Annotated in this window: 11 protein-coding genes and 4 tRNA genes; 7 read left to right on the top strand and 8 right to left on the bottom strand. The window is 62.3% G+C overall.

Annotated elements, in window-relative coordinates:
* The first annotated feature begins 76 nt into the window (after positions 1 to 76).
* The 3 genes from AC1DKY_RS11500 to dnaQ are packed head-to-tail and all read left to right on the top strand — an operon-like array spanning position 77 to position 1,946.
* Complete coding sequence (locus tag AC1DKY_RS11500; protein WP_441603219.1) at positions 77 to 760, top strand: class I SAM-dependent methyltransferase; 684 nt, start codon at positions 77 to 79, stop codon at positions 758 to 760.
* Positions 761 to 783: 23 nt separating this feature from the next.
* Positions 784 to 1,227 carry a ribonuclease HI gene (rnhA, locus tag AC1DKY_RS11495; RefSeq protein ID WP_441603220.1) on the top strand — a complete coding sequence of 148 codons (444 nt, stop codon included), beginning with the start codon at positions 784 to 786 and terminating at the stop codon, positions 1,225 to 1,227.
* A complete protein-coding gene (gene dnaQ / locus AC1DKY_RS11490) occupies positions 1,224 to 1,946 on the top strand; it encodes a DNA polymerase III subunit epsilon (RefSeq protein WP_441603221.1) in 723 nt (240 codons plus the stop codon). The genes rnhA and dnaQ overlap by 4 nt, the downstream gene beginning before the upstream one ends.
* Before the next feature lie 15 nt (positions 1,947 to 1,961).
* Here dnaQ and AC1DKY_RS11485 read toward each other — a convergent pair whose 3' ends face one another.
* From AC1DKY_RS11485 to lepB, 4 genes are all read right to left on the bottom strand, one after another.
* Positions 1,962 to 2,663 (bottom strand): PP2C family protein-serine/threonine phosphatase, encoded by a 702-nt coding sequence (locus AC1DKY_RS11485; RefSeq protein WP_441603222.1) that lies wholly within the window; start codon positions 2,661 to 2,663, stop codon positions 1,962 to 1,964.
* Positions 2,664 to 2,762: 99 nt separating this feature from the next.
* Positions 2,763 to 3,056, bottom strand: a complete 294-nt coding sequence (locus tag AC1DKY_RS11480; protein WP_441603223.1) for an addiction module antidote protein — start codon at positions 3,054 to 3,056, stop codon at positions 2,763 to 2,765.
* A gap of 336 nt (positions 3,057 to 3,392) precedes the next feature.
* Positions 3,393 to 3,482, bottom strand: a tRNA-Ser gene (locus tag AC1DKY_RS11475).
* A 100-nt stretch (positions 3,483 to 3,582) separates the two neighbouring features.
* Positions 3,583 to 4,257 carry a signal peptidase I gene (gene lepB, locus AC1DKY_RS11470; protein WP_441603224.1) on the bottom strand — a complete coding sequence of 225 codons (675 nt, stop codon included), beginning with the start codon at positions 4,255 to 4,257 and terminating at the stop codon, positions 3,583 to 3,585.
* A 139-nt stretch (positions 4,258 to 4,396) separates the two neighbouring features.
* On the opposite strand from lepB, the gene AC1DKY_RS11465 reads away from it, so the two are divergent.
* Positions 4,397 to 4,822 (top strand): nuclear transport factor 2 family protein, encoded by a 426-nt coding sequence (locus AC1DKY_RS11465; protein ID WP_441603225.1) that lies wholly within the window; start codon positions 4,397 to 4,399, stop codon positions 4,820 to 4,822.
* 63 nt (positions 4,823 to 4,885) lie between these two features.
* Here the strand turns inward: AC1DKY_RS11465 and ppsA are convergent, their stop codons facing one another.
* Positions 4,886 to 7,258 (bottom strand): phosphoenolpyruvate synthase, encoded by a 2,373-nt coding sequence (gene ppsA, locus AC1DKY_RS11460; RefSeq protein WP_441603226.1) that lies wholly within the window; start codon positions 7,256 to 7,258, stop codon positions 4,886 to 4,888.
* A 235-nt stretch (positions 7,259 to 7,493) separates the two neighbouring features.
* Here ppsA and ppsR point away from each other — a divergent pair, with 235 nt between their 5' ends.
* Both ppsR and AC1DKY_RS11450 read left to right on the top strand, forming a co-directional pair.
* Complete coding sequence (ppsR, locus tag AC1DKY_RS11455; protein ID WP_441603227.1) at positions 7,494 to 8,309, top strand: posphoenolpyruvate synthetase regulatory kinase/phosphorylase PpsR; 816 nt, start codon at positions 7,494 to 7,496, stop codon at positions 8,307 to 8,309.
* A 16-nt stretch (positions 8,310 to 8,325) separates the two neighbouring features.
* On the top strand, positions 8,326 to 8,805 hold the full coding sequence (locus AC1DKY_RS11450; RefSeq protein WP_441603228.1) for a DUF1249 domain-containing protein: 480 nt from the start codon (positions 8,326 to 8,328) through the stop codon (positions 8,803 to 8,805).
* Positions 8,806 to 8,946: 141 nt separating this feature from the next.
* Here the strand turns inward: AC1DKY_RS11450 and AC1DKY_RS11445 are convergent.
* From AC1DKY_RS11445 to AC1DKY_RS11435, 3 genes are all read right to left on the bottom strand, one after another.
* Positions 8,947 to 9,023: transfer RNA gene (locus AC1DKY_RS11445), tRNA-Asp, on the bottom strand.
* Between the two features lie 75 nt (positions 9,024 to 9,098).
* Positions 9,099 to 9,174 (bottom strand) — tRNA-Glu (locus tag AC1DKY_RS11440).
* An 11-nt stretch (positions 9,175 to 9,185) separates the two neighbouring features.
* Positions 9,186 to 9,261, bottom strand: a tRNA-Ala gene (locus AC1DKY_RS11435).
* A 240-nt stretch (positions 9,262 to 9,501) separates the two neighbouring features.
* Here AC1DKY_RS11435 and AC1DKY_RS11430 point away from each other — a divergent pair.
* The gene (locus tag AC1DKY_RS11430; protein ID WP_477179928.1) at positions 9,502 to 11,271 is read left to right on the top strand and encodes a cation:proton antiporter; all 1,770 of its coding nucleotides are present in this window, start codon (positions 9,502 to 9,504) and stop codon (positions 11,269 to 11,271) included.
* The last annotated feature ends 170 nt before the right edge of the window (positions 11,272 to 11,441 follow it).

The raw sequence follows: 11,441 nt of genomic DNA, 5'->3' as shown, positions 1-11,441 counted from the left end.
TATCTCTGTCGACCAGGACACGTTGTCGCCGGGCTGCCGGTACACTGTGCGCATCGATATGACCGGCCGGCCACCCATGTCTCAGCGTGACCAAGACATCTACAGCAGTGCCCCGTTGCGTAACCTGCTGGCCGAGGAGAGCGTGGCGCTGGCGCCCGGGCTGCAACGCTGCAGCGGCACCCACGCGCTGCTGATCAGCGTCTCGGCGGACGACAGGCCTCCGGTGCTGCCGCTGCTGGGCAACTGGACGCGGCTCAGCGTGGCAGGTGGGCAATATGCTGGCGACCTCACGGCGCGCGCGGACGAGCCGCTGCCGTTTGTCGACGATGCCTTCCATCTGGTACTGCTGCGCCATGCGCTCGAGGTCTCGACCACGCCGCAGGACATGCTGGAAGAGGCCTCGCGCGTGCTGGCGCCCGGCGGCGTGCTTGCGCTGACTGGCTTGCATCCTTTCAGCGCGTGGCTGCCCTGGATGATGTGGCGTACCCGCGGGCATGCGCCCAGCATGCACTCGCCCTTGTTGCTTGAGCGCTGGGTGCGTCGCCGTGAGCTGGATATCGAACGTATCGAGCGCGTCGGACGACTGTGGCCGAGCAGTCATGCGGGGCTCGATGCCACCCATGTGCTGGGCGGTGGCTATCTGCTTATCGCGCGCAAGCGTCGGCGCATGGCGACGCCGATTCGACTGAAACCCAAAACATTGCCGGCCACGGTCAACGTGGGACTGGCACCGGGTGCCCGACGCAATGCGGCATCCTGACTATTCGCAAATTGATGGTGACAATGACTGAAGTGCAAGCTTTTACCGATGGCGCCTGCCTCGGCAATCCCGGACCTGGCGGTTGGGCGGCGCTGCTGCGCGCCAAGGGCACCGAACGCATGGTCTCAGGTGGTGATCCGGCCACCACCAATAATCGCATGGAACTCATGGCGGCCATCGGGGCGCTCGAGGCGTTGACGCGACCGTGCAAGGTCGCCTTGACCACCGACTCGCGCTACGTGATGCAAGGCATCGAGGAATGGGTGCCCAAGTGGCGCGCGAACGGTTGGAAAACCGCCGACAAGAAACCGGTGAAGAACCAGGACTTGTGGGAGCGCCTGTCCAACGCCACGCAGATCCATCAGGTGCGTTGGCATTGGGTCAAGGGTCATAACGGCCATGTCGAAAACGAGCGCGTGGATGTGGCTGCGCGCGAACAGGCCGAACAGTACAGGAGCAAGCCATGAGGCAGATCGTTCTGGATACCGAGACCACCGGTCTTGAAGTCCGTCAGGGCCATCGCCTGATCGAAATCGCCTGCGTGGAGATGATCGAGCGTCGTCCCACCGGCAAGTACTACCAGACTTATCTCAATCCCGATCGCGCCATCGACGAAGGCGCGCGGCAGGTCACCGGCATCGAGGACGAGTTCCTGCTCGACAAGCCGCGTTTCGCGGACGTGGTGGAGGAATTCCTCGCCTTCATCGATGGCGCCGAGCTGATCATCCACAACGCCACCTTCGACGTGGGCTTCATCAATGCCGAACTGGCGCGCCTGGGGCCGTCGTTCGGACGACTCGAGGACCGCAGCAGCATCCTCGATACGCTGATGATGGCGCGCGAGCGCTATCCCGGGCAGCGCAACAGCCTCGATGCGCTGTGCAAACGACTGGGCGTGGACAATTCGGCACGTGACCTGCACGGCGGCCTGATCGACGCCCAGCTGCTGGCGGACGTCTATCTGGCGATGACCTCGGGCCAGGTCGTGCTGGATCTGGGCTTCGTTGGCGCGCAGGAGCAGGGCACGACGGTGACTCTGACGCCGGTGGTGCTGGATCGTCGTCCGCGCGTGCTGCGTGCCAGTACGGACGAAATCGCCGTGCACGAAAAGCGTCTCGATTCCCTGGACAAGAGTGCTGGTGGAACCTCGGTATGGCGTCGCGTCGACGCGATCACCATCCAGTGAGCGCCGTGCCCGCGATCAGTTGACGCGGGCGAGTATCACGGTGACGTTGTCGCTGCCGCCGCCATCGAGTGCGGCGAGCAGCAGATGCTCCGCGCTTTCCTGGGCAGACAGATCCTGGCGCGAGACGATGTTCGCAATGACGGCGTCGCTCACTTCTTCAGTCAGCCCGTCGCTGCACAGCAGGAAGCACATGCCGTGTTCCAGCTTTCCGCGCGCCATGCCGATGTGCAGCTGCTCGGCCGCGGTGATGCCCAGTGCCTGGGTAATCACGTTGCGATGGGGATGACGCGCTGCCTGCGAGGCGTCGAGCGTGCCTGCGGCCACCAGCTCCTGCACCAGCGAATGATCGTGGCTCACCTGGCGTAGCGTTTTCTGCCAGAGATACACGCGGCTATCGCCCACCCACACCACTTCGTAGCTGTCCGCGTGCAGGCGGATGGCAGCGATCGTCGTGCCCATCGGCAGCGGATCGCGAAAGCTTCGGCTGTGCTGGATCAGTCGTTCGTCCGCCGCGCGCACGGCTTCGACCAGATTGTGGCCACGCATGACCAGGTCGGCCACGGCGTCGCGCACCAAAGCGGCAGCCACTTCGCCGTGCTGGTGCCCGCCCATGCCGTCGGCCACGAGAAAAAGGCCGAGCGATGCGTCGGCGTAGTAAGTGTCTTCGTTCCGCGCGCGGCGCAGGCCGACGTGGGTTCCGTGTCCGAATTCGATCATGAGGTGCCTGGTGTGGCGGTGCGAGGCGAGCATGACGGATTGGGGAGGGATGCGTAAAGAAGCTTCTGGGTTCTAGCGAGTTCGTGTGGTGTGTTCGTGTCAGGCGACCGCAGCATGGAGCTTGATGCCAACGGCGCGTAGCACTTTCAAAATGGTGGCGAAGTCCGGGCTGCGCTCGCCCGAGAGCGCCTTGTACAGGCTTTCGCGAGATAGACCAGCATCTCTGGCCACCTGGCTCATGCCTTTGGCGCGGGCGATGTTGCCTAGAGCACCAGCAATAAACGCGGCATCGCCGTTGCTCTCTTCGATGCAGGCGTCGAGATAAGCGGCGCAGTCTTCGGACGTGGTTAGGTAGTCAACCACGTCATAGGGGAAGGTTTCCGTCTTCTTCATGGTCGGGTCGCCTGTTTTGCAAGTTGCTTGCGAGAGCCGGCGGCTGTGCGATCGCCGGAGTCTTTGTAGACCATGATGAGCTGAATGTAGCCGGCGGGCTACAGGTGAGCGATTGAGCTGATGTAAGAACAGGGCCTGCTTCGTTGCGCGTTTTTGGTCGCGGGAGGGGTGGGATTGTTGGGTCCATCCACCCCTCCGCGCTGCGCGCTACGGGGCCAGCCTGCGGCTGTCCAAATTTGCTCCTGGCAAATTTGTCGAACCGGTGGGTTCTCATCGAGTCCACCCTCTCCGCCAGGCACAAAAAAACGCCCCACGAAGGGGGCGTTTTTTTGTGCCTGGCGGAGAGGGTGGGATTCGAACCCACGGTACGCTTACACGTACGCCTGATTTCGAGTCAGGTACATTCGACCACTCTGCCACCTCTCCAAAGATGTGCGTGTGGTCCACGCGAGCCGGCGATTTTACGTGGTGTGGGGATGGCTGGCAATGGGGGTAGGGCGATTTCTACTCGCATGAGCGCAATCGGCTAGCGCAGTGCGGTGCCCCAGCGGTCGCCGCGTGGCAAATAGTGGTTGCCCGGATCCAGTGAGAGGGCGACGCGGGTGGCTCGGCCGGTGATCTCATTGCGCGGGAAGAAACCGAAATAGCGCGAGTCGGCGCTGTTGTCGCGGTTGTCGCCAAGCAGCAGGTAGTGGCCTGGTGGCACGGTTACCGGGCCGAAATCGTGGGTGTGCCCCTGGGCGGCGATCGACCAGCGCACGGCGTGGCTGAGCTGTCCGGTGTTTTCCATGGCGTACAGCGCGGGGTCTTCGCGGTCGTCGCGGATGCCGGTGACCTGGGTGTAGCGGTAGTCCGCAGCCTTGCCGTTCACATAGAGGTGGTTCTGCAGCAAGGCGATCTGGTCGCCAGGGACGCCGATCACGCGTTTGACCAGGCGCTCGCCAGCGGCGCTGGAGTCCAGCACCACGATATCCCCGCGTTGCGGGTCGGCGCGGTGGATCAGCGACACATGGGTGAACGGTACGCGCAGATCGTAGGCTGCCTTGTCGACCACGATGCGGTCGCCGATTTCGATGGTCGGCTGCATGGAGCCGGTGGGCACCACGTTCCAGTCGGCGACGGCGCTGCGGAACATGAACATGCAAAGCATGAAGGTGAGGAAGCCCTTGTTGCTTGCCAGTAGCCTGGTCAGTCGTTGCATGGACGTGCCCCTCCGCTCGCGTTTCTGTGTGGACCGCGCCGCGTACCTTTAGTTTCATGCCTGAAGAGAGCAAGCAAAGACATGCGCGCCCGGCCGCCGGGAGCGAAGCTTTTCCCACGAGGACACTTGGGAGAGCGATATGAATTCAGCAAGCCTGGTACTTCTGGCGGCTGGCCTGGTTGGTTCGGCACACGCAGCGCCATCGCCGCGAGCCGTTGTGCAGGCGATGTTCGACGCCTTCAATCGACACGATGCAGCGGCGATGGCCCAGCTATATGCGAACGATGCCAGGCTGGCCTCTTCCGATTTCTGTGCCGTTCGCAACGGGCCGACCGAAGTGCTGCGCACGTATCGCGAGTTGTTTGCGGCGTTTCCCGATATTCGCGACGAGATCGACCAGGTGGTGGTGGAGGGAGATCATGTGGCGGTGCGTTTCGTCGCCAGGAGCGGGCAGGGAAGTTCGGCACTCGCCATGCCGATTGCCACGTTTCTCACCGTGCAGCAGGGGCTGATTCAATCCGACGAGAGCACGTTCGATACGGGTGGGCGGGCCTGTATGCCTTGATGCCGCGCAAAAAAGAAGGGCGGTGTCGCCACCGCCCTTCGAGTCACCCATGCCTAGGCAGAATTACGCGGCCTTGCGCTTGGCCAGGCGTAGCCAGGTATCCACCACCGTGTCCGGGTTGAGCGAGACCGACTCGATGCCCTGGTCCATCAGCCATTCGGCAAGATCCGGGTGGTCGGACGGACCCTGGCCGCAGATGCCGATGTACTTGCCCTTGTCGCGGGCGGTCTTGATGGCCATGGCCAGCAGCTTCTTCACTGCCGGGTCGCGCTCGTCGAACAGGTTGGCGACGATGCTGGAGTCGCGGTCCAGGCCCAGGGTGAGCTGGGTGAGGTCGTTGGAGCCGATGGAGAAGCCGTCGAAGATGTCGAGGAACTCGTCTGCCAGCAGGGCGTTGGACGGCACTTCGCACATCATGATGACCTTGAGGTCGTGCTCGCGCTGCTTGAGGCCGTTCTTGGCCAGCACCTCGATGACCTTGCGGCCTTCGCCCAGCGTGCGCACGAACGGAATCATCACCCACACATTGTCCAGGCCCATCACTTCGCGCACGCGCTTGACGGCCTTGCACTCCAGCCCAAACGATTCGGCAAAGCCCGGATCGACATAACGGCTGGCGCCGCGATAACCGATCATCGGATTCTCTTCATGCGGCTCGTAGCGCGAGCCGCCGATCAGGCCGGCGTATTCGTTCGACTTGAAGTCGGACAGGCGCACGATCACCGGCTTGGGATACACCGATGCCGCGATGGTGGCGATGCCTTCGGCGAGGCGATCGACATAGAACGACACGGGATCGGCATAGCCGGCCATGCGCTCGTCGATCTTCTTCTTGGTTTCCGCATCCTGCTTGGCGTATTCCAGCAGCGCCTTGGGATGCACGCCGATATGGCTGGCGATGATCATTTCCAGGCGGGCCAGGCCGATGCCGGCGTTCGGCAGCATGCCGAAGTCGAACGCGCGCTCCGGGTTGGCCACGTTCATCATGATCTTGAGCGGCGCGTCTGGCATGTCGCCGAGGTCTGCAGTGACGCGGTCGAACTTCAGCAGGCCCTCATAGATCGTGCCGGTGTCGCCTTCGGCACAGGACACGGTGACTTCCGCGCCGTCAGGAATCAGCTCCAGCGCATTGCCCGTGCCCACCACCGCAGGCACGCCCAGTTCGCGCGCGATGATGGCAGCGTGGCAAGTGCGGCCACCGCGGTTGGTGACGATGGCGGCGGCACGCTTCATCACCGGCTCCCAATCGGGATCGGTCATGTCGGCGATCAGCACGTCGCCGGTCTGCACCTTGTTCATGTCGGCCAGCGAGCGGATCACACGCGCCTTGCCCGAGCCGATCTTCTGGCCGATGGCGCGGCCTTCGGCCAGCACCTTGCCCTTTTCGTTGAGATGGAAGCGCTCCAGCTGCGTGGCATGTGCACGCGACTTCACCGTTTCCGGACGGGCCTGCACGATGTAGAGCTTGCCGGTGTTGCCGTCCTTCGCCCACTCGATGTCCATCGGGCGGTCGTAATGCTTCTCGATGATCAATGCCTGCCTGGACAGCTCCTGCACGTCTTCATCGGTGATGCAGAACTTGTTGCGCAGTTCCGCCGACGTTTCTTCGATGCGCACGCGCTCGCCGGGCTTGTCCGAATACACCATGCGCTGCTGCTTGGCGCCGAGGCTGCGTCGCAGCACAGCCGGCTTGCCGGCCTTCAGCGTGGGCTTGAACACGTAGAACTCATCGGGATTGACCGCGCCCTGCACGACCATTTCGCCCAGGCCGTACGAACCGGTGACGAACACCACATCGCGGAAGCCCGACTCGGTGTCCAGCGTGAACAGCACGCCGGAGGCGCCCACATCCGAGCGCACCATCAACTGCACGCCGGCGGAAAGGAAGACATCTTCGTGCTTGAAGCCCTGATGCACGCGATAGGCGATGGCGCGGTCGTTGTAGAGCGAGGCAAAGACTTCCTTCACCTTGTGCAGCACGTCCTCGATGCCGACCACGTTGAGGAAGGTTTCCTGCTGGCCGGCGAACGATGCGTCGGGCAGGTCTTCGGCGGTGGCGGAGGAGCGCACGGCCACGGCGATATTCTCGGCGCCGGCATCCTTGCAGAGCTTGGCGTAGGCGTCGCGGATGGCCTTGTCCAGATCCGCCGGCAGCGGCGTCTCGGTGACCCATTCGCGGATTTCCTTGCCGGCAGCCGTCAGGGCCATCACGTCATCGACGTCGAGCGAGGCGAGCCGCTCCTGGATGCGCTTGGCCACGCCGCTCTTGTCGAGGTATTCCTGGAACGCGTCGGCGGTGGTGGCAAAACCACCCGGCACCGACACGCCGAGCTTGGCGAGATTGCCGATCATCTCGCCGAGCGACGCATTCTTGCCGCCAACCTTGCCCAGGTCGGTCATGCGCAGCGTGTCGAGCCAAAGCACCAGATCGTTCAAGGGAGTCTCCTCGAGAGCTCGTAGGGTTTCAAAAGTGGCGGTAGCCCGGTTTCGAGGAGAAATCGGGCCACAAAGAACTGGTATTGTCCGCTGCCGATGGTGCGAAGCACAAGAAGACCATTCGGGTGAAAACCAGCGCCAACGCAATACCAGTCAGCCGTGAGTCAAGCAAAGACAGGCTTTTCACCTTGCGCTAAGGTGAGGGCCAAGAACCACCAGGGACTTTGGATCAGCCATGCAGCGAACCGTTTTCTATATCTCCGATTCCACTGGTATTACGGCGGAAACAATCGGCAACAGTATTTTGGCCCAGTTTGAGGGCGTGCAGTTCGACAAGCACCGCTTGCCGTTCATCGACGACGCCCATAAAGCCGAGGCGGCAGCGCTGCGCATCAAGACCCGTTACGCGCAAACCGGCGAGCGTCCCATCGTGGTCAACACCATGGCCTCGCGCGAATTGTGCGAGATCGTGGCCGAGAGCGGCGGGTTGATGCTGGACGTGTTCGCGCCGTTCATCGGCCCGCTGGAGGATGAGCTGGGCGCCAAGCGATCCGGCGCGGTGAATCGCTCGCATGGCCTGGTCGACTTCGACAAATACGAGGCCCGCATCAATGCCACGAACTATGCGCTGTCACACGATGACGGTATTGATGTGGACTATGCTCAGGCCGACCTGATCCTGGTGGGGGTGTCGCGCTCGGGCAAGACGCCCACCTGTCTCTACATGGCCTTGCATTACGGTGTCAGCGCCGCCAATTACCCCTTGACCGACGACGACCTCGACAAACTCGAACTGCCGGCGCGCTTGCGTCCGTATAAGGATCGGCTGTTTGGTCTCACCATCGACCCCATGCGTTTGGCGCAGATTCGCGAACAGCGGCGCGCCGGCAGCCGTTATGCGACGCTGGAGCAGTGCCGCTGGGAACTGGCGCAGGCCGAAAAGCTGATGCGCCGCGAAAGCATTCCCAGCCTCAACACGACGCACGTGTCCATTGAAGAGATTGCGAGCAAGATCTTTGACCGCTTCGGAATCGAGCGGACCATGTTCTAAGGAGTTCGTACCGCCCATGAGTGCCGTATTAGACAGTCGCCAAGCCTTATTGCCAGGACGTTTCGGCTTCCTCATGGGGCTTTACGCCGAGAACTACCATCGGCTGGTGCGGCTGTTTACGCCGCAGGAGCTGGCCCCGGGGTTTTATCTGTCCAGCGTGGACGATGGCCTGGATGTGCGTTTGCAGGTGCAGGAACGGCATCCGTATACGCTGGAGCTCGAGCTCACCTACAACTTTGTCGATGCGCACACCGGCCAGCCGTCGCCGTCGGCGCAGTTACGCATGTACACCGACGCCCATGTGGCCGAGGCTTTGCACTGCCATCCAGGGCGTCACCTGTGGCAGGTGCTCGGGCCGTTCCCGCCGGCCAATACGGTGCTGCAGCACCGGCTGCGCATGAATGGGTTTCTCTCGCGCTGGCTGGAATACCTGGCGGAGCAGGGGCATTCGAAGGGGACGCTGGAGCGGCTGGAATCTCAGCACGCCGCGGACTGACCCTTGTGGGAGCGCACCTTGTGCGCGACTTGGGCCATCACGGCGCTGCTCCGTAGGTTTGTCGCGCACAGGGTGCGCTCCCACAGAGAACCTTGAATCGCAGGCAACAAAAAACCCGCCAATGGCGGGCTCTTCGTAAAGTGGCGGAGCGGACGGGACTCGAACCCGCGACCTCCGGCGTGACAGGCCAGCATTCTAACCGACTGAACTACCGCTCCACATTTTTTACTGCTTCCAGCACTGCACCAACTTGGATTTCGTCCTTGACCACTCTTGCCGTTTTATCGGTAGAGTGGCGTCCCCACGGGGATTCGAACCCCGGTCGCCACCGTGAAAGGGTGATGTCCTAGGCCTCTAGACGATGGGGACGTATCTAAATTTGGTGGAGCCAGGCGGGATCGAACCGCCGACCTCCTGCATGCCATGCAGGCGCTCTCCCAGCTGAGCTATGGCCCCGTGTGCCTCTGGAAGCCCGAAAGAATAGACAGGGATCGAGATTTCGTCAAGCGTTCGTCGTGAAAATATTTCAACTTTTCTTCACGAATGAATCACAACAAGCAGTTAGCTGCGCCTGAGTTTGCCGCGCGTTCGATGCGAGCGCCAATTTTGTCGCTCTGATGATCCGCGTCATCACGTAGTGCTGTGCATCGGGTGCGCGATTGTTAGTCTTGCGGAACGCTCCGACGGATTTCATTGATGCACGATTTGCACTTCATCCAGGACCTCGCGACCGTCATGCTGATCGCGGGCCTGACCACGGTGATTTTTCAGCGGCTGCGTCAGCCGGTCGTGCTTGGATACATCATCGCCGGCGTGCTGGTGGGGCCTTATACGTTTCCCGTGGTGTTCATCCACGACGAGCAGACCATCCGCACCTTGTCCGAGCTCGGCATGATCCTGCTGCTGTTCGCCCTGGGCCTGGAATTCAGCCTGAAAAAGCTGCGCGAGGTAGGCGGCGCCGCGCTGGTCGCGGCGGTGTGCGAAATCGTGCTGATGTTGTGGCTGGGCTACGAGATCGGCCGCTTCTTCGGCTGGAGTTCGATGGATGCGCTGTTCCTCGGCGCGATGCTTTCGATGTCCTCGACCACCATCATCATGAAGGCGCTCGATGATCTGGACCTCAAGCGCGAGCGCTTCGCGCAACTGATGTTCGGGATCCTGATCATCGAGGACGTGATCGCGATCGTGCTGATGGCCTTGCTTACCGGCATCGCCAGTACCGGAGGTCTGGAGGCCAGCGAAGCGATGGCTGCCGTCGGTCGCCTCACGCTGTTCATGGCCGTATCGCTGGTGGTCGGCCTGCTGCTGGTGCCCCGCGTGATCGATTACATCGCGCGCGTCAGTCGCGACGACGTGCTGCTCGTGGCCGTGCTCGGGCTGTGTTTCGGCTTCTGCCTGCTGGTCACCGAGATGGGTTACAGCGTGGCGCTCGGCGCCTTCATGATCGGTGCGATCGTGGGCGAATCGCAGAGTGTGGAGCGGATCGAGCGCATCATCGGGCCGGTGCGCGACATGTTCAGTGCGATCTTCTTCGTCGCCATCGGCATGCTGATCGACCCGGCGATGCTCAAGGAGTACTGGCTGCCCATCATCGTCGTCACCACGGTCGTGGTGCTGGGCAAGGTCATTACCTGCAGCTTTGGCACATTTGTGGCGGGCAATGACGGGCGCACCTCGTTGCGCGTGGGCATGGGGCTGGCGCAGATCGGCGAGTTTTCTTTTGTCATCGCCTCGCTGGGACTGACGCTCAAGGTGACCAGCGGTTTTCTCTATCCGGTGGCGGTGGCGGTATCGGCCATCACCACGTTTCTCACGCCTTACCTGATCCGTGCATCGGATCCGTTGGCCAGTGGGCTATCGCGTCGGTTGCCTCAGGGCCTTACCGGCCTGCTGAGCGCCTATACGGACTGGATGGGCAACCTTAGCCTGGGCGGGCAGGGCGTGGTGGTGGCCAAGATGATCCGTCGCCTGGTGTGGCACGTGATCATCAATATGATGCTGGTGGTGGCGGCGTTTCTGATCATGTCCTACCTGTATCGCCGCGGTTTCTTCCATTGGGATTGGCTGGCCGACAGCCCGCAGGTAAAGCGCAGCCTGGCCTGGTCAATTGCGGCCATCGTCTCACTGCCGATGATTGTGGCGGCGTATCGCAAGGCCTCGGCGCTCGGCATGCTGCTGGCAGAGTTGARCATTCCCGAACGCATTGGTGGCGCCTACAACATGCGCATCCGCGCCGTGATGGCGCGTTTCATTCCGCTTGCGACCATGTGGGTGCTGGGCCTGCTGGTGGCGGCCCTGGCCTCGACCATCCTGCCGCCGCGCGAGGTGGCGATTGTATTGGTGCTGGTTTTGCTGCTGCTTGCGTGGCTGCTGTGGCGCCTCCTCGTGCAGGTCCATGCGCGACTTCAGGCGGCTTTGCGCGACACCCTGGATAAACCGGGGCGGTCAGGGGAGGGCCATGGCTGATCCTGAGCGGCGCGGGCCTACGGGAATGCGCGTGCACAATTCGTAAAAATCCACGTTTTTCGTCGAAACGTGAACTTTTAATCACGACTGACGGTCATACCGCCACTATCGTTGCCAAGACTAAGCAAGCACCGCACAATGCGGGGCCTGCCTCCATCGGGGGGGCCTTA

The organism is Dyella sp. 01N448, assembly GCF_056399225.1.
This window is presented reverse-complemented; position numbering and strand designations above follow the sequence as displayed.

What these genes read in the sequence shown, in the direction of transcription:
- AC1DKY_RS11485 (WP_441603222.1), bottom strand. Translation starts at nt 2,663, where the DNA reads ATGATCGAATTCGGACACGGAACCCACGTCGGCCTGCGCCGCGCGCGG.
- dnaQ (WP_441603221.1), top strand. Translation starts at nt 1,224, where the DNA reads ATGAGGCAGATCGTTCTGGATACCGAGACCACCGGTCTTGAAGTCCGT.
- rnhA (WP_441603220.1), top strand. Translation starts at nt 784, where the DNA reads ATGACTGAAGTGCAAGCTTTTACCGATGGCGCCTGCCTCGGCAATCCC.
- AC1DKY_RS11465 (WP_441603225.1), top strand. Translation starts at nt 4,397, where the DNA reads ATGAATTCAGCAAGCCTGGTACTTCTGGCGGCTGGCCTGGTTGGTTCG.
- lepB (WP_441603224.1), bottom strand. Translation starts at nt 4,257, where the DNA reads ATGCAACGACTGACCAGGCTACTGGCAAGCAACAAGGGCTTCCTCACC.
- AC1DKY_RS11450 (WP_441603228.1), top strand. Translation starts at nt 8,326, where the DNA reads ATGAGTGCCGTATTAGACAGTCGCCAAGCCTTATTGCCAGGACGTTTC.
- ppsR (WP_441603227.1), top strand. Translation starts at nt 7,494, where the DNA reads ATGCAGCGAACCGTTTTCTATATCTCCGATTCCACTGGTATTACGGCG.
- AC1DKY_RS11480 (WP_441603223.1), bottom strand. Translation starts at nt 3,056, where the DNA reads ATGAAGAAGACGGAAACCTTCCCCTATGACGTGGTTGACTACCTAACC.
- AC1DKY_RS11500 (WP_441603219.1), top strand. Translation starts at nt 77, where the DNA reads ATGTCTCAGCGTGACCAAGACATCTACAGCAGTGCCCCGTTGCGTAAC.